The organism is Nitrospira calida (genome assembly GCF_976986435.1).
Genome location: NZ_OZ335950.1, coordinates 2,847,257 through 2,867,481, shown reverse-complemented (window position 1 = coordinate 2,867,481; position 20,225 = coordinate 2,847,257). Strand labels below are relative to the sequence as shown.

General features: G+C 55.1%; 17 protein-coding genes. All 17 read left to right on the top strand.

Annotation, left to right across the window (positions count from 1 at the left end; all coding sequences use genetic code 11):
* Positions 1 to 96: 96 nt before the first annotated feature.
* The 17 genes from ACWHTU_RS14105 (at position 97) to ACWHTU_RS14025 (ending at position 20,173) form a co-directional block, all read left to right on the top strand.
* Positions 97 to 1,008 (top strand): carboxypeptidase regulatory-like domain-containing protein, encoded by a 912-nt coding sequence (locus ACWHTU_RS14105; RefSeq protein ID WP_447860013.1) that lies wholly within the window; start codon positions 97 to 99, stop codon positions 1,006 to 1,008.
* A 17-nt stretch (positions 1,009 to 1,025) separates the two neighbouring features.
* Positions 1,026 to 1,979 (top strand): carboxypeptidase-like regulatory domain-containing protein, encoded by a 954-nt coding sequence (locus tag ACWHTU_RS14100; protein WP_447860012.1) that lies wholly within the window; start codon positions 1,026 to 1,028, stop codon positions 1,977 to 1,979.
* A gap of 165 nt (positions 1,980 to 2,144) precedes the next feature.
* Entirely contained in the window at positions 2,145 to 3,485 is a 1,341-nt protein-coding gene (locus tag ACWHTU_RS14095) for a HEAT repeat domain-containing protein (RefSeq protein ID WP_447860011.1), read from the top strand.
* 311 nt (positions 3,486 to 3,796) lie between these two features.
* The gene (locus ACWHTU_RS14090; RefSeq protein WP_447860009.1) at positions 3,797 to 4,540 is read left to right on the top strand and encodes a carboxypeptidase-like regulatory domain-containing protein; all 744 of its coding nucleotides are present in this window, start codon (positions 3,797 to 3,799) and stop codon (positions 4,538 to 4,540) included.
* Positions 4,541 to 4,713: 173 nt separating this feature from the next.
* Complete coding sequence (locus ACWHTU_RS14085) at positions 4,714 to 5,697, top strand: methyltransferase (protein ID WP_447860008.1); 984 nt, start codon at positions 4,714 to 4,716, stop codon at positions 5,695 to 5,697.
* A 78-nt stretch (positions 5,698 to 5,775) separates the two neighbouring features.
* A complete protein-coding gene (locus ACWHTU_RS14080; RefSeq protein WP_447860007.1) occupies positions 5,776 to 6,492 on the top strand; it encodes a DUF420 domain-containing protein in 717 nt (238 codons plus the stop codon).
* Positions 6,493 to 6,619: 127 nt separating this feature from the next.
* Positions 6,620 to 7,093, top strand: coding sequence for a PCP reductase family protein (locus ACWHTU_RS14075; protein WP_447860006.1), 474 nt, complete (start codon positions 6,620 to 6,622; stop codon positions 7,091 to 7,093).
* A 150-nt stretch (positions 7,094 to 7,243) separates the two neighbouring features.
* Positions 7,244 to 8,233 carry a hypothetical protein gene (locus ACWHTU_RS14070; protein WP_447860005.1) on the top strand — a complete coding sequence of 330 codons (990 nt, stop codon included), beginning with the start codon at positions 7,244 to 7,246 and terminating at the stop codon, positions 8,231 to 8,233.
* 110 nt (positions 8,234 to 8,343) lie between these two features.
* Positions 8,344 to 10,113, top strand: a complete 1,770-nt coding sequence (locus tag ACWHTU_RS14065; RefSeq protein ID WP_447860004.1) for a cytochrome ubiquinol oxidase subunit I — start codon at positions 8,344 to 8,346, stop codon at positions 10,111 to 10,113.
* Between the two features lie 24 nt (positions 10,114 to 10,137).
* Positions 10,138 to 10,791 (top strand): DUF3047 domain-containing protein, encoded by a 654-nt coding sequence (locus tag ACWHTU_RS14060; RefSeq protein WP_447860003.1) that lies wholly within the window; start codon positions 10,138 to 10,140, stop codon positions 10,789 to 10,791.
* Positions 10,792 to 10,890: 99 nt separating this feature from the next.
* Positions 10,891 to 11,220, top strand: coding sequence for a hypothetical protein (locus ACWHTU_RS14055; protein ID WP_447860002.1), 330 nt, complete (start codon positions 10,891 to 10,893; stop codon positions 11,218 to 11,220).
* 83 nt (positions 11,221 to 11,303) lie between these two features.
* Positions 11,304 to 12,212 carry a formylglycine-generating enzyme family protein gene (locus tag ACWHTU_RS14050; protein ID WP_447860001.1) on the top strand — a complete coding sequence of 303 codons (909 nt, stop codon included), beginning with the start codon at positions 11,304 to 11,306 and terminating at the stop codon, positions 12,210 to 12,212.
* Positions 12,213 to 12,269: 57 nt separating this feature from the next.
* Positions 12,270 to 13,202: a formylglycine-generating enzyme family protein gene (locus ACWHTU_RS14045; protein ID WP_447860000.1), complete on the top strand. Its 933-nt coding sequence runs from the start codon at positions 12,270 to 12,272 to the stop codon at positions 13,200 to 13,202.
* A 696-nt stretch (positions 13,203 to 13,898) separates the two neighbouring features.
* Positions 13,899 to 15,836 carry a cytochrome ubiquinol oxidase subunit I gene (locus ACWHTU_RS14040; protein ID WP_447859999.1) on the top strand — a complete coding sequence of 646 codons (1,938 nt, stop codon included), beginning with the start codon at positions 13,899 to 13,901 and terminating at the stop codon, positions 15,834 to 15,836.
* A gap of 89 nt (positions 15,837 to 15,925) precedes the next feature.
* Positions 15,926 to 17,245: a c-type cytochrome gene (locus ACWHTU_RS14035; protein WP_447859998.1), complete on the top strand. Its 1,320-nt coding sequence runs from the start codon at positions 15,926 to 15,928 to the stop codon at positions 17,243 to 17,245.
* 43 nt (positions 17,246 to 17,288) lie between these two features.
* Positions 17,289 to 18,326 (top strand): c-type cytochrome, encoded by a 1,038-nt coding sequence (locus ACWHTU_RS14030; RefSeq protein WP_447859997.1) that lies wholly within the window; start codon positions 17,289 to 17,291, stop codon positions 18,324 to 18,326.
* Between the two features lie 47 nt (positions 18,327 to 18,373).
* Positions 18,374 to 20,173, top strand: coding sequence for a c-type cytochrome (locus tag ACWHTU_RS14025; protein ID WP_447863370.1), 1,800 nt, complete (start codon positions 18,374 to 18,376; stop codon positions 20,171 to 20,173).
* Positions 20,174 to 20,225: the final 52 nt, after the last annotated feature.

The following is a 20,225-nucleotide window of genomic DNA, read 5'->3' as shown; positions in this document are numbered from 1 at the left end:
TTACGGCTTGCCGTTGTGTAAGATGAGCGAGTCTTATTCTGCTGCTGTTTGTGAAGCGAGCTTGTTGGGACAGAAAAGAACATGAGGGAGGGTTTCATGTGGCTGCTGATAGTCGTAATGGCATTGTTGCTGGTCGAGGCCGATGTGTCGCCATCGTGGAGCTATGACGAGATCGCGGTGATGGACGGTGGAGCAATCACCGGCAAGGTGACGATGACGGGGGGCAAGCCGGTACCCAAGGGGTTTAATCTGGTTACGTTCCCTGATCCTGTTTACTGCGGACGGATTTCGACTGGGACGGGTTGGCGAATTCTCGATGAGTTCACGATCGCGCCGGACGGTGGACTCAAAGACGTGGTCGTCATGCTGACCGATGTAGCAAAGGGAAAACCTTTCACGTTTGAGCCGCCGACTATCGAGGCACGCGATTGCCGGTTTCTGCCGTTCGTGACCGTCGTGCGCGACAAGACGGAAGTGACTGTGGTCAACATGGATCCGGTTATGCACGACATTCAGGCCTACGAGACCTCGCATCTCGGCCCCCGGGTGCTGTTCAATACCCCGCTGCCGATGAATCCGCATCACCGCCGCGACGTCGGCGCCGAGAGCCACGAACACCTTCCCGGCCAGCCGATGAAGCAGACGATCAACATGACGAAGGGGCGTCGGATCTTTGTCATGCAATGCGGATTCCACGCCTATATGGAAAGCTGGGGGATGGCGGTGGAAAATCCCTATTATGCGATCACGGATAGCAACGGCTCGTTTACGCTCACCGATGTGCCGCCGGGAGAATATACCCTTGTCGCCTGGCATCCACAGACCGGGCCGATGGCGGAGCAGAAGGTCACAGTCGGGCCTAAGCAAACGGTTGTCACATCTTTCCAATTTAAAGCCCCGACCGGACGACGGAGCGCTCATGAAATCGTCGAGAACCCCCATTTCGGTCTGGAAGTGCTAGGGAAGTCGCTGGAGATCAGACCGACTCTCTTGTTGCAAAAGCCTTGAACATGGCTGGAGGGAACATGAAGGTGCATACTCGGCCTGCAAGCGAAGCGGGTCTGTTCCGAACGGTCCTCGCGGCCGGCATTCTGTTGACCGTTGCGTCAGCCGGTCCGTCCGATGTCTGGTCCTACGAGGTGATCGAGGTGACACATGGCGGAACCGTTACCGGCAAGGTGACTCTGGACGGGGAAGTGCCGACCCCGAAAGGCTTTAATCTGATCACGTTTCCCGACCCGGTTTATTGCGGCCGTATTTCCAACGGTCGAGGCTGGCGGTTACTCAGGGATTTCGTCGTGGATTCCGAGGGCGGATTGAAAGACGCCGTGGTGGTGCTGGAAGGTGTCGCAGCGGGTAAGCCATTCGAGTTATCGGTGCCTCGGATCGAGGCACGGGACTGCCAGTTTAATCCCTTTGTCACCGTTGTCCGTAATGGACATGCGGTGGAAGTGGTGAACATGGATCCGGTTATGCATGACATTCAGGCGTACGAGACCTCGCTGGAACTCGGGACGCGGGTGCTGTTCAACTCGCCGTTGCCGATGAATCCCAACCACCGGCGCGGCGATCTTCATGCGACCCACGAACACTTGCCGGGCAAATCCATGATCGAACCAGTGTCGCTCAGCAAGGGCCGTCGGACATTTTATATGCAGTGCGGATTTCATGCTTATATGGAAAGTTGGGCGATCGCGGTGACCAGTCCGTATTACGCGGTGACTGATCCGACCGGTTCCTATCGCATCGAGGATGTCCCTCCGGGGACTTATCAATTGATCGTCTGGCATCCTCAAACCGGACCAATGCAGATGCGGTCGGTAACCGTGACGGCGAACGGGACGGCGGTCGAGAATTTCTCGCTCCAGGCTCCCAAAGGGCGCCGGACGGCGTTTCAGGTTATGGACAACCCCCGTTTCGGCCCGGAATCCCTTGGGTATCCGGTGGAGATCGTGCCGTTGGTCGAACATCAGCACTAACCCCATGTCGCCGTTTTTCTCTCGCAGCGGCGTTGGGCTGGAACTCCTTGACTTCCTTTCAACTCGGCAGGTCCCCCGTGATTGCTCCCGTCTTTGTCGCACTGTGACATCGCGTCGATGAGAGACCGTTCGACAACCCTTCGTCAGATTCGTCAGATAGGGGCCGTGGCTTTCCCGGTTCTGCTTATCGGCGCTCTACCGTTCGTCTCTTTTGCCTTTGCTGGAGAATCTGCCCGCTCGCCGATTTCGCTGTCCGATGCGCTGGCGGCGTTCAAGAAACAGCAGTATGTGCAGACGCTTGAATTGCTCGACCGACTCGCTCACGAAGGAATTGCATTCCCCGATGTCAGCACGCTTAAAATCAGAACGTTGCTGAAACTCGGGCGGCCGGTGGATGCGCTCACCGAATACGAACGTCTTGAACATCAGCTCAAGCGGGATAATGAGCCGCTTTTGCGCGAGATCGCGATCGGGTTCATCACGCCTTTGTTGAAAGACATGCGGGAGCAGATGCGTGGCGCCGCCTACACGGCCCTCAAAGAGTTGGACTCGGACGAAGCGATCCCGTATTTTGAAGACGGACTCAGCGATGGATCTGGTTTGGTGAGAGCCTTAGCTGCAGAGGGCTTGGGCCGCCGGGAAGCAGGGCGCCGCTCTCCCCGTTTGCGAAAGGCTTTGGAGGATCAGGCAGGATTGGTGAAGGCCGCGGCGATCAAGGCATTGGGACGGACGGGCGATCGCTCAGTCATTCCGGCGCTCGAACGGGCTCAGAGCGATGAACTGCCGATCGTTCGCGTCGCCGCCTTAGGGGCGTTGTTCCGAATGGGCAGAAAAGAGGCTTGGGATCGGCTCCTGCGGGCGGCGGAAGCGTTGAATCCGGAGGAACGCGCAGCGGCCTTGCGCGTGATGGGGGAATTGAAGGAGGCCCGGGCCTATCCGGTTCTGCTCGAGGCGATGACCTATCAGCAGCCGTCCGTCCGGGGTGCCGCGGCCCAGGCGCTGGGAATGCTGGCCAAGCCGGAAGCCGCTGCGTCGCTGCGAAAGTCGCTGCAGGACCCTGTTCCGGCCGTACGGGCAACCGCGGCCTTGAGCCTGGCGGAACTGGGCTCGAAAGAATCGGTTTCAGCGCTCAGACAGGTTCTGGCCGATTCGAGTCCAATGGTGCAGGCGAAGGCGGCGGCGGCCTTGCTTCGTTTGAACGAACCATACGAGTCGGTCGCGCCGGTCATTCGTAAACTGACTCAGCAAAACGACCCCGGGGTGCGAGCAGAAAGCGCAAAGGCGTTGGGGAGCGCCGCCGGTGCGAATGCGAGAGAAGCGGTGGAGGCTCTCCGTACCCTGTTAGTGGACGCTTTGCCGCTTCCGCGCATGGTTGCCGCCCGCTCGTTGGGGCATATCGGAACTCGAGAGGCTGTTCCTATTCTCAAGGCGGCGTTGAAAGACCAGGATGAGGCCGTCCGCGCGACTGCGGGTGGAGCCCTGGCGCGAATCCTTACTTCCCGCTGATGGAAGGTCGAATCCCTTGAAAAACTGGCGGTCGCTCTTTGTCCTCACTTTTCTGGTTGACACTCACTCTGAATTTACTGTATACACGTATGTCTACCATCTCGCCGCACGTTCTCTACAGTGCTAGGAAGACAGCCAGAGCAGTTTTTTGCAAGCGAAGAGCGGTGCGTGTGCTCCTCGCTGCAGGTAGCTCGTGTCACAGCGCGGGGTTCACGCGAGGGCGTTCGACGATCGTTATTCATTCACAAGGAGGCAATCTTATGAAGAAGGGTGTGTGGACAGTGGTCTCTGGTGCGGCGCTCGCGGCCTTTTTGGCCGTGCCCCTCACCGCGCTTGCCGGGGGTACGATTACCGGCAAGGTGACGTACAATGGAAAATCCGAGGAGAAGGAGTTTCTTTTTTCCAAATTTCCCAATCCAAAATTCTGCCCGAAGATCGGCACGGAGGGGAAAAAGCCGGATTTAGCCAAAGGCGATAAACGCATCCTGAAGACCATCGAAGTGGCGAAAGACGGCGGGTTGAAGGCCGCGGTCGTGGCTGTCGCAGATATTGAGGACAAGGCTTTCATGGACGGCTACAAGGGTACGGATGTGGTGGCTGAGTTCTGCGAATTCCAGCCCTATACCGGTGTGGTGGTCAGACAGAAGAATTTCCACGTCGAGAACCATGACGCGGACCCTGATGATCCGAAATCGGTGAAAGGCGTCCTGCACAACCCGCATTCCTTTGAGGTGCTCGGTTCAAGTTCGACCACGGTGTTCAACATCGGTCTGGCCGAAAAGGGTTCCAAACTTGACAAGCCCGTGGTGTTGCGGAAGAAAGGCGCCATATTCCGTTTGCAATGCGACCAGCACGAGTTCATGCAGTCTTTCTTTCTCCCGGTCACCAATCCGCATTACGCGGTGGTGAATGACGACGGGACGTTCGAGCTCAAGGACGTGCCTGCGGGCAAGCACAAGCTGGTCGCCTGGCATCCCTTTGCGGGAAAAGTTGAGATCGACGTCGATGTGCCGGAAGGCGGGAAAGCCGAGGTTAAGGCCGAGATAAAGAAGTAAGCGCCTCGCCGCCACGCAATGACTGCCGCACGAGGGCAGCGGTCTGAGTAGATCGCTGCCCTTTGTTTTTGTATCCTGCCAGGCTCTCTGGTTCTTGCCTTTGCCTTTCTTGGACGGGTAACATAGAAAACTTTCGGCATTCCTTCGAGCTTCTCCGGTTGGGAGGGTTGAGTGTGTCGCGGGAATTGTCCCTCGCCGAAATTTTCCAACTCGGATACTATTGGGAGACCAAGATCCTGCTTACAGCCGTAAAACTGGAAGTGTTTTCCGAATTGGAGGGTCGAGCGAAGAGCGCAGATGAAGTCGCGGAGCGGATCGGAGCGGACAGGCGGGCCCTGACATTGCTGTTGAATGCCTTGGTCGCCATGCGTGTCTTGACAAAGGAGGGAGACCGGTTCGCCAATACGGAGACCGCGCGGCGTTATTTGGTCAGACGCGCACCTCAGTATGTCGGCCATCTTTTGTTGTTGCATGATGCCGAATGGAACAACTGGGGGAAATTGGAAGAAGCGGTCCGAACCGGGCGATCGCCGGTCAGCCGGCATGTGTTCGAAACGGATCCTGAGTTGGGCAGCAATGTTCTCTCTGTCTTGCACCGGATCGGACAACAGAGCGGACCGGAGTTGGCCAAACGACTCAAACTGGACGGCGCGCGCACGTTGCTTGACCTCGGCGGCGGAGCTGGAACCAATGCCATCGCCTTTTGCCAGACCTATCCGAACCTGACCGCGACGGTCTTCGATCTGCCGGCAACGCTCCGCCTGACCGAACGCACGATCAAAGAAGCCGGGTTGGAGAATCGCATCAAGCTGTTGCCAGGAGATTTCAACCGCGATCCGTTGGGCGGCTCCTACGACACAGTGTTGATGTCCGATATTCTCCACTACCAAGATTCTTCCACGAATGCGGCACTGGTGAAAAAGGTGTTCGCGCATCTGCTGCCCGGGGGGAGGTTGATCGTGAAAGACCGGTTTCTCGATCAGTCCGGCACCAGCCCGGCCTGGACGACCGCGTTTGCCGTGCACATTCTCGTGAATACGGAGCGAGGGGCCTGCTACACGACCGCAGATGCACTCAAATGGATGACGGAGGCCGGTTTTGAATCGGTCCGTGAGTTGGAACCGACGGCGGTGGTGGAGGGAGTGAAACAAGGATGAAGCGTGATCCAGTGTTTGACGAAATCGATGAGAACTTCACGGAATCGCGACATTAACAAAGTGTCCTAAAGCGTACTTATGACCGATTGGCTGAAGCAACCCGGTTTCTTCGGAACCCACGCCACACTTGGAGCGGATCTAAGCCAATTGATGGCGACATTGTTTACGGGACTCTTTCTGGTCGGCTGGTTTCAAGCCCGGCGTGGGCAAGGTCACGCGCACCATTGGTTGATGCTAGGCGGCATGGTCGCCATGCTCGCCTTCTTCACGAGCTATTATCTGTTCCGGCAATTGGGCGTGTTGGCGGTTGAGGGCAAAGAGGGGTTTGGCGGGCCTCAGGAGCTCTACGACTATGTCTTCATTCCTCTGCTCACCGTGCACATCATTCTCGTCATTATCGGGCTTGTCATGGCGATCTATATGATCGTGCTCGGATTCCGTACCCAAGCCATTGTTCAGGGCCGGAGGTTGCTGAAGGACGCGCACTTGCAAACTTCTGGGAAAAAGATCGGGATGATTTTGGGCGGTCTCACCGGACTGGCCGTTATGCTGTTCCTATTCCGCGCGGCGACCGCCGGTTTCTCGATGCGCAAGCTGGAAGTGTATCTCGGATTCGTGGCCCTTGTCGGTCTCGTACTGGGGATCGAAACGACGATCCAGCGCATCTGGCCGAACGGCGCCGATCGACATCGCGCCTTGGGCCGCTTCACGATGATCATTTACTGTATCTTGTTTGTGACCGGCAGCACGACCTACACAATGCTTTACATCCTATTTCCCGGGAAAATCGGATGACATCGGATGACGGCGAAATAACGATGCAGGGGAACGGATGAATGCTGAAGCGAAAATGGCTCTTCCGTTTATCAACCAGCGTTCTGCGTTCAGCGTTGCATTTCTGGTCTGCGGCTGCGGGAGATGGATGCATACGGAGGGCATCGAAGAGCACATCGATGCAACTGGGATCGAGCGCTGGTTTGTGCGGTCGAAATGCTGCGGATGCGGGTTCCGCGTGGGGATCGACCTGCCGGCCGATCGTGCTATCGCTTTCGTCGACCGATTCATGTGGACCGATGACGCGCGGCATCGTCTGGATCGGATGCCGCCCTATCTGGCGCCGTTGGTGAAGGAAGAGGTCGAGTGTTACGCCAAAGCCCGCAATCATCGCGTCGTCACCTATGAGCTGATCGCCCGAGCCCAGCAGGGAGAGGCTGTTGCCTGGGATCCTGAGGCGGAACGGCGTTTGAGCAATGTGCCGACGCCCGTCCGTGCGATGGCTCGTGTCGAATTGGAGCGGACGGCAATGGAACGGGGACTGCTCCGAGTCACAGTCGATCTCATGGAGGAAGTCAAGGCCAGGTATTTCGGTCTCAGCAATGTAAGGCGTGGAACGTGAAGCCTATCCGATCCGATAATTCAGACGCTTCAGATACAATGCTTCATGAAACATGGTAATCGTATGCTGCACCGGCTGGCACTGAGGGTTCTTCCCAGTTTGACTCTGACCGTCACCGCGGACGAAGTTCGGAAACGAAAACGGCAAACAATGTTGTTTTCGGGACTTGTGGCGTTCGGCGTCTATCGGGCATTAAAACCCGTGGTCCCGCTGGACCATCCTTTGGTGATGCTCGGCGTCAGCGGATTCATCTCCACGGTGACTGCGGCCTGGGCATACCGGGTCGGGAGAGGGGAGGTTGCAACCCGAGCTTGGCGGGAAGATGGCGTAAGACGGGCGACCTGGCTGCTCGGCTGGGTCGGGTTTGTGTACGGCGTTCAGCTTTCTCTTCTGGTCTTGGCGCTCCTGCGCATAGTGGTCGGTTATGATTTCTTTGCCCATCCTGATGGGCCTGCCATGATGGCGATTATCATTGCCTGTACTTCCGTAGCCCGTGACGCCTTTGAGATCGGGCATGTTCGCCGGCTGGAACAGAACGGAAAACCCTTTCCCACATTCCCTGATGGAACGCAGCTCCGATTGCTCATCCGGGAAAACGCGGAACGGGTTGGCTGGTGGACAGTTGTCGGCGCGTTTGCCTGTACCGTGCTCGCACTTGCCGGCGCGGGCGTCGTCGATGCGGAGCGAACGCTGCTCTGGCAGTTGATTCTGGTCACAGCCGCCGCTGGGTCGCTGGCCGTCGTTGCCTACTTCGGGGGGCAACAGCGGTCTGGCGGGTGGCTGCAATCTCTCAGCGAGACAGCATGGAATGAGTTGTTCAAGTTTTGGTGGTGGCCAGGGTTGACTTTCGCGGCGACGTATTATCTCGCAGTGATCGGGGTCGGGATCTATCTCTTGCGATTGGAAACGATCGGCCGGCCGACTCTGGGCCTCATGGCCGGCGGAGTGGGTGGTCTGATGAGTCTGTATGGGTATTACCTCGGATACCGTCGATCGGTCGAGGATCGTTTGGCTCAGACCGTTCCCGCATCGCTCTTGCGCTGCCCGTTCGTCATGGGCATTTTATCCAGGTCGTCACGAGAACTCCGGTCAGCCGATCTGGCATCCGGTGAGTCGAGAGGAAAATCATTGGAATTGTAGGCGTCATGCGCAGGAACTATCGAAAACAAGCGGCAGGAATCTTGCTCGGCAGTGTTCTGCTGTTCGGACCGGCCTGGGTTTCAGGTTTCGAGATCAAGCGGGACTCAAGCATGCTTCGCATATCCGAAGATATTTATTATAAGACCGCGGGCACGCCGGTGGGCCCCCCTGCCCCCTCTCCGAATGAAACGGTCTATCCTCGGTATGGGTCGCTGGACAACAGGATCCTCATTTGGTTTGTGACGCAGCAGCACACCTATTTCGGCGGTTTCGTGCTGGCCCTCCCGATCTTCTGCGTGCTCCTGGAGTTCCTGGGCTTGGTGTCACGCAATCGGGTGCATGCGGCTCGGTATGAAGGACTCGCGCGGGATTTGTTAAAGGTCGCTCTGCTCGCCCTCTCCATTACCGCGGTCGTCGGCAGCGTGATGCTTTGGCTGTTCATTGCGCTCTATCCGAGCTTCATGCGGTACATGGGCGGGACGTTCAAGGCCATGATGCCGGCCTATGCGCTCGTCTTCGTGGGCGAATCGCTGTTGCTAATCATCTATTACTACAGTTGGGATCGTTTAGCCTCTCCCGCCGCGAAATGGGGCCATGCCGCGATCGGGGTGATAGCCAACGCCTTCGGTACCGCCTTGTTATTGCTGGCCAATGCCTGGGCGGCCTTTATGATGGCGCCGGCCGGCGTGGATGCTGACGGACGGTATCTCGGGAATGTCTGGCATCTGCTCCACTCGGCGCTTTGGAACCCACTCAATGTGCACCGGTTTCTAGCGGATATCATGTCCGGCGGAGCGGTTGTGCTGGCTTACGCCTGCTTCCGCTTTTTCACCAGCAAGAGTGACGAGGAACGCGCATACTACGACTGGGTGGGTTATGTTTTTTTGTTTGTAACAGTCTGCGCGCTCTTGCCGATGCCGTTCGCGGGCTACTGGCTCATGCGCTCGGTTTACGCGTTCCGGCAAAGCATGGGCATGACGATGATGGGCGGGTTGCTGACATGGCTGTTTGTCGTGCAAGCGCTGCTGATCGGCGCGTTGTTTCTCGGGATCAATTACTATCTCTGGCAAAGCATGGGAAGAATTCGCGGCGGGGAGCGGTATCAGCCGTATTTCCAATACTTGGTCTGGGCTCTCATGGGTTGTCTTTTCGTGTGGTTGACCCCGCATACCGTGATGATGACGGGCAGCGAACTCAAGGCGATGGGCGGAGCACAACATCCGGTCGTTGGGAATTACGGCGTCATGTCGGCAAAAAACGGTGCTGTCAACGTCATGATCTGTCTCACCGTGCTCAGCTACATCTTCTATCGGAGGGCGAACCGGACGATGACCATTTCGTGGATCCGAACCGGTAACGGCGTGTTGGCTGTGCTGTTCACGGTCGGAATCCTTAATATTCTGTGGCTGTCCGTCTATGGGTTTTATCTGCCGGCGAGCATCCGAGTCGGGTTGTCTTGGCCGCAGGCGTTTACGACATTGACGGTGCTTATCGGCGGTGTGGCTATCAACCAGGCCATGCTGCGCGGCGCCAAGGTTCATGGTCCAATCGAATGGGGTAAGATATCCCTTCGCGGAATGGTCGGACTGCTCGGCCTGGCTGCGGCGTTTTCCTGGGTGATGGGACTGATGGGATACATTCGATCCTCCGGGCGCCTCTCGTGGCATGTGAATGAATTGATGGCGGATCTGTCGCCCTGGGCCTTCACGCCTCCGTTAAGTTTTGCGGCGAAGATGGTCACGCTCAATATGGTGGTATTCTGGGTGGCAGTGCTGGGCCTTTTTTGGGTGTGCCAACGGGGTCAACAGGCAGCGATGAGTGTGGAATTGGATGCCGAAAGAGAAGCCGGGTTTCTGCCGTCCGCCTCCCGTGAAGCTTGAGAAGAGCGAGTGATTGGGTTCGGTATGCGCACTGCGAAGACCGTTGTGTCGCTCGTGTTGGGGGCGATGGGAGTCTGGAGCGCGGTAGTGTTGCCTTCCTCGGTTCAAGCTCCTTCGCAGATTATGTTGGAGGACTTTCAGGCCAAGGAAGCTGATGGATTTCCAGCGCAGTGGGAGCATGAGAGTCAGCGCAGTCGGTCCAAGGGGCGAGCAGCATACAAGGTTCAGGCTGATGCCGGCTTCAATTATCTGGCGGTGAGAGATGCTGGCCAACGCATAAAAAAGAAAAACATCGATTGGGATCCCAAAGCCTATCCGATCCTTGTTTGGAAATGGCGCCTGCACAAGGCCCCCAATGGGGTTGAACCGATCGTAGCGGTGTACGCCTCGTTGGACACCGACCTGCTTTTTATCCCGGTCTTCACGAAATATGTGTGGAGCACCAGCAAGGCAGAGGGGACATTGACCGAGGGCGGCATGTTCAGCGGGTCGGAGATCGTCGTGCAAAGCGGGATGAGTGCCGTCGGTCAGTGGGTGGAAGAACGAGTCAATGTGTACGAGGACTTCAAACGCATTCATCATCATGAGCCGGCCGACAAGGCCTGGGGTATTTCGATTTTCGCCGGTCCCGGTGTGGACGTAGACATCGGCCCGATAGCCGCAATGACAGCTCGATAAGGAAAAAGAAGGAAAAAGCACAGGGGAGGCGCAGCCTGGTTGATTCAGATGAGTAACCCTTCGGGAGCGAGTCAGTTTCCGGCTAAAAAGATCTTCGACATGGTGTTCGGTGCCATCGTTATGGGGACGGTAGGGGTCATGATCGGGATGATTATGGGAGGGGCTTCAGCACCGGTGGCTGCCGGGGTCGGTTTGGTTCTTGGCACCGTGGTGGGATTTCTCGGAGGCCGGCGGTTCCTGTCAAGCATTCTGCTTGGAACGGTGTTAGGCGGTGGGCTCGCTTGGCTTCTAGCCGGTGCGGAGAAGATCTCGGTTGGAGCCGGTGCAGGGGCTGCGATGGGAGGTTTCCTGGGAGTTCAGGCGTCAATGCTGCTTGACCTGCGTGCGGCCCGCAAGCAGGCGTCGAAACCAGTAGATCCGCCGGCATGAAGATCGAAAATCGCTAAGGAAAGTTGATCCTATCATTCTTCTGGGCCCCTTCTCTCAAGAGGCTGAATTGACTATGGAGAGCCATGGAAAATAGGGCGGTCCTTATTAGCTCCATTGTGTTTGTGTTCGCCTCGTTCATCCTGATGATCGTCGGATTGGTGTACGAGTCGTACAAGTCCAAACGAATGAGAGAACTGGCGGCCACGATCAGGACGGAGAGTCGTCAAGCTACGGCTGTCGCGAAGCAAGATTATTCGATGTACAAGATCATTGTGGGGGATGATGGCCGTGAAATGGTTCAGGTCCCTGAAGGACCGTTCAGAATGGGAAGTGCCGAAGGCGATCCTGACGAGGCGCCCGAGCATCAGGTCTATTTGGGAACGTATTATATCGATCTAAAAGAAGTGACGCAGGCCGAATATGAGCGATTCGTAAAGATGACCAAACGCGGGAAACCATTCATTCCCGTGTTCGAAGATGATATTGCGAAGATCAAAAAGCCGGAATTGCCGGCCATCGGAATGTCATGGAACGATGCGGTGGCTTATTGTAAGTGGGCCGGCAAGCGGCTACCGACCGAAGCCGAGTGGGAAAAGGCTGCGCGCGGCGAGGGGCGTCGTCGATATCCCTGGGGTGACGACTTCGGCGTTGGTCATGCGAATGTCGATGGTGAAGAAGATGGGTTTAAGTATCTTGCACCTCCCGGTTCGTTCGAGAGCGGCCGTAGTCCTTACGGGGTATATGACATGGCCGGGAACGTCGCTGAATGGGTAGCCGATAACTACGACGAACACTATTATCAAAAAACCCCCTACCGCGATCCTAAGGGCCCTGAAGAAGGAGAATATAAGGTGATCCGAGGAGGGTCTTGGCGAGAAACACCGCAGGGAGCCAGGGTTTCCAAGCGGTTCCAGGCAAGAATGTGGCGAACGGACAGCACCATCGGTTTTCGCTGCGCGAAAGATGGGGGTGAAGCCGCCAGCGCTTCATAGCAAACACGACCTTCCCGTTAAGCCTGAAAACACCTTCCCGCACCGACTGTATCGCCCATGTTGGAAACAAAATTCAAAGTGGCGCTCCTTCTGGCCGTGCTTGCCGCGGCGAGCCTTCCGATCATGGGCATTCTTCGCGGAACTACGCTGCCGCCGGTCGAAGAAGACAATCCGTTCCCTGCCGCCGTTTCCGAAACGACGATGGTAGCGGGAAGGGACGAAAAGCCGATCGAAGAAGAGATGGTACTGATTCCTGCCGGACCGTTTATCCGAGGGAGCGGAAGCGGTGGTTTTGATGAGCAGCCTGAACGCAATATTTATCTGGACGCTTATCTGATCGATCGCTTTGAGGTGACAAATCATCACTACGCAGAGTTTGTCGCCGCAACTGGACATCGAAAGCCGGGTCCACCCTCTCGCTACGCCAAAAATATGGAACGTATGCGCGGACCAAACCAGCCGGTTGTGTATGTATCGTGGGAGGACGCCGACGCCTATTGTCGCTGGAAAGGGAAGCGCTTGCCGACGGAGGCCGAGTGGGAAAAAGCAATGCGCGGCACCGACGGCCGCCTTTGGCCTTGGGGAAATGTCATGGATCTGACGGTGTCGAACTGGGCACGTCTCAACGATGGATATGAAGTGACCGCTCCCGTAGGAACGTTTCACGGAGATCGAAGTCCGTACGGTGTTATGGATGGAGCTGGAAACGTGATGGAATGGGTGGCTGATTGGTATCAGGAAAATGCCTACAGGGAATCAGACCACAGGAACCCTCAGGGCCCGGAGTTTGGGGTCTTTAAGGTCCTGCGAGGTGGGGGATATACAAGCACAGGCTCGGATCTCCGAATCACCAGCCGGAGCAAAATGGTCCCGGACTTTCGAGATGAAACAATCGGCTTTCGGTGTGCCGTTTCAGTCAGTAAAAACAAGCCGGAAGTACAGAACATAAAAGAGGTAAAACTTACAGAAAATCAAAGTAATAGAGAATAAGAAATACGGCCAAAATTATGTTGACAACCATACCGGCCAAAACTATAATGTCGAACAATTTTGAATTTTTCGTCATTGTTCTCTCGCTCCGCGCCGTTAGAAGTGAGGGAATTTCATTAACATAGCCCGTATAGCGTGTCAAGAAACCGGCTTGGTTTTCACTGAACCAAATCGCCCCTTTCAAGATCAGAGGAGAAGAGCATGGCTGAAGCAGTTCGCCAGGATTCGGAGTTGAAGATCAAAATCGGCAAGATGATTTTTTATATCACGTGTGCAGTAAGCCTGTGGTTCTTCTATTGGTTTGCCGGGATACAATGCCCGTGCTGAGAGCACGGGCTTTTTTGCTTGTCGAGCTCATGGGACAAGCTAGTCATCAGATTTCACGTATGACAATTTTGGCGAGAGAGGGGTCAGAATGGGACAGACGATTTTCTATATTTTGATTTCAACGGTGATTTGCTTGATCTATTTCACCGCCGTTGATCATTTCTTAATGGATATGCAGGGCTTGGACTATTGGTATCTGTTTCGGAAGTAGGAGCGGAAGCGCGTTCAACCGTGACAGCCGGCGCTGTCACGGTTAGATTGGCGTCCAGAACTGCAAACAGATGGTCAGTTGAGTTTTTTCATTTGTAGAGTGGCTTTCAAGAAGCGTGACATAATCAGCGCGAGTGTGACGGATCAAGGAGGTAAGCCATGGGTAGCGTAACCCGGAAGAAGATTATGTCAATCATGGCGCTCAGCGCAATGGTTGGCCTCCTCCTTCTGCCTATTCTTCTCTCAGTTCCTGTGTTCGCTGGTGGTGAAGCCCCTGCGGGCGGTCCGCCGCCTGATTCGACCCAGGCGGGAAGTGGCGAAGCTGAGAAGAAAGTCGAGAAGGGTCGGGATGTCTATTACAAGACCGAGGGGATCGTTGTTGGTGCCCCAGCTCCGAAGACAACGGACAGTCCGAAGGACTATCCCCGGTACAATTTCGAAAGCCGGGTACTCCTCTGGTTTGCCAACCAGCAGCATCTGTACTACGGAAGCTTCGTGCTGGCGGTTCCGATTTTTTGCATGATCATTGAGTTCATGGGGGTTGTGTCAAAAGACAGGGCCATGGGCAAGAAGTATGATCAGTTGGCCTATGACTTCATCAAGATCAGTCTGACCGCGTATTCTTTGACCGCGATTTTGGGCGGTATTCTGATCTTTACGTTTTTGACGCTCTACCCTTCGTTCTTTGGGTACCTCTCGAGCATTTTCCGCCCGGTGATGCACATTTACGCGCTGATGTTCGTGGCCGAGAGCGGAACCCTCTACATCTACTACTACGGTTGGGACAAGATGAAGGAGGGATTCCTCAAGTGGATTCACTTGAGCATGTCGGTCATCCTGAACGTTATTGGTACGGTGTTGATGTTTCTTGCAAACTCCTGGATCGGGTTCATGATGTCGCCGGCCGGAGTTGATGAGCAGGGGCGCTACTTGGGCAACATCTGGCATGTCATTCACACTGCCTTGTGGAATCCTCTGAACGTCCATCGTATTCTTGGAAACATGGCGTTCGGCGGCGGCGTCGTGGCAGCCTATGCGGCGTATCGATTCTTGTCCGCTAAAACCGATGAGGAGCGTGCTCACTACGATTGGATGGGTTACATCGCCATGGCGATTGGGGTGGCGTTCCTGATCCCATTGCCATTCGCCGGGTATTGGTTGATGAGAGAAGTGTATGCCTATCGTCAGCAAATGGGTATTACCCTTATGGGAGGGTTGCTGGCTTGGCTCTTCATCATCCAGGCGACCATGATTGGAATTCTCTTTCTGAGCAGCAACTATTATCTGTGGCAAGCTCTGGGTCGGATGCGAGGCGCCGAAAAATACCAGAAGTACATTAAGTACCTGGTGTTTATCCTGGTGTGCGGATTCCTCATCTTCATTACGCCGCACACGATGGTGATGACGCCTGCTGAGCTCAAAGCCATGGGCGGGCAGCAGCATCCCGTGCTGGGGAATTACGGCGTGATGTCCGCCAAAAACGGCGGAATCAACGTAATCATCACGACTACTGTGTTGAGCTTTATCTGGTACATGCGAGGGAATAAGGTGTCCACGGTGTCTTGGGCGAAGTTCGGCAATATCTTCATGGGCACCTTCTTTTTCTGGGCATACGTCAACATTATTTGGCTTGCCATTTACGGCTACTATATTCCGGCCAATGTGCGCATCGGGCTCTCTGTTCCACAGGTGGCGACCACGTTATCCTGTCTCTTCTTTATGACAGCCTTGAATGCTGTCATGATGAAAGGAGCTAAGCAGACGGGCCCGATTGAGTGGGGTAAGATCTCGGCCCGTTCTCAATATGCTCTCATTATGTTGGCGACGGCCTTTACCTGGATGATGGGGTTGATGGGGTATATCCGTTCGTCTGTGCGCTTGTTCTGGCATGTCAACGAGATCATGCGGGATAACTCGCCCTGGGCCTATACCCATACCATCGGGTTTGCAGCCAATATGATCTCGTTCAACGTCCTGTTCTTCTGGATCAGTATCCTGTTTGTCTTCTGGCTTGGAACCCTCGGCGTCAAAAAGGTTCCTGTCGAGGCCAAAGTTCCGGTACCTGGTCGAGCGCCGGAGCCGGTTGTCGGTCACTGAAAGTCCCGACCGCTCTTGTGGCTTGTGGCATTATTGGGGAGGGGTGTCGATTGTCCGGCGCCTCTCCCCTCTCGTGGGAGGTTTGAACCGTGGTTGAGCTGCTTACGGAAGCGTTCGCAATAGGCTGGCCGGCTTTTGCCTTGCTGGTCGGCCTAATGATTTATTTCAAGGTTTCGATCAAGGATCCCGAGGCCAACCGTCGAGCGGTCTTTAAGACGTTTATCGGCATTCTTGCGGCCATCATGTTATTCATCGCGATTGCTAACTATAAGATGAATTTCTTTGGCGAATCGCGGTTGCTGCCCGTTTCGCTCGCGATGATCACCGCTCTCAGCTTCATGATGGGACTGTATTTCGCTAATATCAGCGCTCTTCTGAAAATCGGAGGATTCATGTTCTTGGTAGCCGCCGCGCTTTCCGGATACGGTAATTGGCTACCTCAGGTGGAAGGCGGATTCCCTCCGAAAGAAGAGAAGCTTGATTTCAGCGCTATGACTCCGCAACAGCTGGCCGATGAAGGAGAGAAAATCATCTTTGGTGGAATCGGCCAAAACAAGGTGCAGGGAGCAATAGGAAAGGGGCAGTGCCCGCTGTGTCATGCGTTTCATGAGGGGATGTTGGGGGAACGTGCGCCGAACTTGCTGGGAATTCCGGATCGGGCTGGAAAGGAGCGGCTGGAGGACCCGCGGTATCACAAAGGTAAGCCGCAGGAGCGGGATACTGTTGAGAAGGAATCGTTCCCTGGGGCCGGTACGGCGGAAAGCGCGATCGAATACATCGCAGAGTCCCATGCCTGTCCGAGTTGTTACGTAGTCGCCGGTTACGGAGTTAAGGGCTCGAACGATCGAGAAAGCCCGATGCCGAAAATTCACAAGCCGCCTATTTCTTTGAGCCTGCCTGAATTGGCGGCAGTGGACACCTGGCTGTTTGTTCGTGAGGGGAAGGAACCCCCTTCGTACGAGGAAATCATCAAGGCCTACGAGAAATTCATTCCGGAGTCTGATCGACCCAAGCAGCAAGCGGAGGACGAAAAAGCCAAGGGCGGTGGGGGAGCTCTGTTGGCAGACGGCTCCGAACCGGTAGACCAAATTTTCGCCAAGGCACAGTGTGTGGCCTGCCATACGATTCCGGGTATTCCAGGCGCTGTCGGGACCATCGGTCCCAAGTTGGTCGAGGGGACGAATGCGCCGTTACGCCTTAAAGATCCGGAGTACAAAGGGACGGCTAAATCTACCCCAGAATATATTATGGAATCGGTGATTTCACCGAGCACCTATGTGGTGAAAGGATTTCCTGACAACACGATGCCCAAGGTGTTCGGACAGAAGTTAAGCGCGGGGGCGTTGAAGAAGATTGTTGATTATCTCTCGCAGCTCAAAGAGGGTAAGGAGCCCCCGAAGATTTCATGACACGCGCGAGGCGTTTCACGGTTGAAGCACAGGGAGTGAACCGATGAAAGCATTAATGGCAATCGGGGCAGTGGTGGGAGTGATTGGGTTATTCCTCTTGACCGGCATGGTCTTGGGAATCATCCCTTCGAACACCGTGCGCTTGGTCGAAGGTTATATGCCCATGCAAATGCTCTTCGAGCTTGCCTTGTTTGTGGCGGGATTTGCAGGGCTCAGCTACTTCCTGAACTCGATGGGAATGGCTATCCCCCGGTTCTGGCAGGGGATTCTCTTCTGGGCGTTTATCTTGCTTTATCTGAAGTACCGGGTCTATCCACCCATTCCATTCAGCGTTCGGGCCATGTACGGCACGGTTTCGCTGATCGCCGTATTCATGTGGATGTCGAGCAACGAAGAAGATTGGAAGAAATTCAAACAGCCCATCCTGAATGTGCTCGATGCCCAAAGCGGATTCAATAAAGTGTTGCGCTATGTGTATTTGGTTCTTCTGCCCATTCTCATCGGTGGGTTTTCGTACATGTCGATGAAGCCGACGACAGAAGAGCCCATTGAGCTGAGAACCGTGCATCCTGCTCCTCCGGCGAGCACCAAGGTCCATGGAAAGAGCTACGTGCTCCAGACTGCACAGAACCCTTATCGCGTGAATCTTGAGGGTAAGTATGATCAAGAGTTCACCAACAGTCTTATCGTCGAGCAGTCGATGGGGCGCTTGATGAAGCCAAACGCTAATCCTTGGGATCCTAAAGCGGAGGGATATCTGAAGTATGTTCGGGAAGGCGGAGAAATTTTCTTCCAGAATTGCCACTTCTGTCACGGTGACAACTTAAACGGCCGCGGTATCCACGCATTTGCCTTTAATCCCATTCCAGCCAACTTCACCGATCCCGGAACGATCGCCCAGCTTCAAGAGACCTTCATTTTCTGGAGGGTTTCGAAGGGTGGGATTGGGTTGCCTAATGAAGGCTTTCCATGGGCGTCTGTGATGCCACCCTGGGAGCAACATCTCACGACGGATGAGATTTGGAAGGTCATTCTCTTTGAGTATTGGCATACAGGTTATTATCCTCGGACTTGGGATTAACGTCGGTCTAGGGTGCGGTCTGACTTCATCAAGAGTGTACGAACGTGATGAACGATGCGAGGTTACCGATGAGGAAGCAGGGCTTAAAAGGTACACCAACTCTGGTGCTGCTCGCTGCCGTAGGATTTGTGATGGTCTCAGGCAGTGCCGGAGTGTCGACTTTTGCACAAGAAGGCGGTGGGTTGCCGGAGGGCTTTAAGAGAGTCGAACTTCCTCCGGAACCTCCTGCTGAGATGATTGAAGCGGGCAAACGCGTCTACTTTACGAAATGCGTGTGGTGTCACGGTGTGGATGGGGCTGGCGATGGTCCGGCAGCGGACCGGCTTTGGCCTAGACCAAGAAACTTTAACCAAGGCACGTTCAAGATTCGTCACACAGCCAGCGGTGAGCTCCCGTTATTTGATTATCGAAAGCCGATCAAAGGACAAAACGATCTGTTTGAAACTGTCACGCACGGCTTGACCGGCTCCGCTATGCCGCCGTGGGAAGGCATTTTGACGGAAGAACAGCGCTTGCAGGTACTCTCGTTTGTGACAACGCAGTTGGTCAAGGACCGTAAGTTTACTGACAAGGATACAGAAACCCTGACGGTCCTCCAACTTGACAGTATCAAGCCGATTCCGCCCAGCAAGGAGAGCATTGAAAAGGGTGCGCAGTTGGTTGTTGACAAAAAATGTATTGAATGTCACGGAGTTGAGGGGCGGGGAGACGGCAATGCCTTTAACTTAAAGGACGACTGGGGATTCCCCATTCAGCCGGCGGATTGGCATAAGTGTTGGAACTTCAGAGGAAGCCGGCAAGATCCTTACAACGTGAAGAATATATTCCGGACGTTCTCGACTGGGATCAATGGCACACCGATGCCGTCTTTTGCAGACAACACAACAATTGAAGAGCGTTGGCACATCGCGAATTTTGTGAATTCGCTGTGTGAGCGAGATCAGGATGGAAACCCCCTTCCGATCGATCCGTTGACGGATAAGCCGAAGATCAACTTTGTTATTCCTTCCGGTCCTGTTGAAGGAGAAATTTCAGATGATCCTGAAAGCGAAATGTGGAAGAAACAGGTTCGGCGCTATGTCGCGCTGGGCGGGCAGATTACACACAAGCCCAGGAATTTCGTGACCCGGATTGACGACGTTTGGGTCAAGTCGCTATACAACGACAAAGAGATCGTGTTCTTGTTCCAGTGGGACGACCGCTCGAAGAGCGTGGCAGCCGAACCTCCACCCTGGCAACCGACTGAAGTGAACGTGGAGCAGTACGGAGTGCTGGAGCAGCCCCCGAAGACGGGTGAGGCTGGATCAATTGCTGCGAATCAAAACAAGTACACGGTCTACAACGACGCGCTTGCATTTCAGTTTCCGATCAAGTGGCAGGAGATTCCCCCGCCGTTTAAGCCGAGATATTTATGGGGTGATCAGAAGTTTGCTGTTGACATCATCAAATGGGAAGCGGACGGTTCTCTTCGTGCGTTCAAAGGAACCGGCTGGGATCAGGACTTTGAGGAACGGGACGATTTTGAGGAAAAGATCAAGGTACGAAAGGCCGAATGGAAGAACGGTCAATGGACGCTGATGGTGTCGCGTCCGCTCAAGGGTGATTACGAAGAGGACACTCAATTCGACGTAGGCAAATATATCCCCACCGTGTTTTTCGTTTGGGATGGCCATAACGGCGATGCCGGTAGGAAAATGTCCGTGTCCGCTTTCTACTATACTTTCCTGGAGCCTCCTATTCCAAAAGAGGTGTACATTTACCCAACCTTGATCGCGGTGGGTATTGTGATTCTTGAGGGCTGGGTTCTCGCCCGCCGGGCAAACAAGAGGAAAGGGAAGACGATCTAAGTCTTCTCCGAGCAGTAAGGAAATCTAAGCTGTGGTAAAGAGGGGGTGGGGT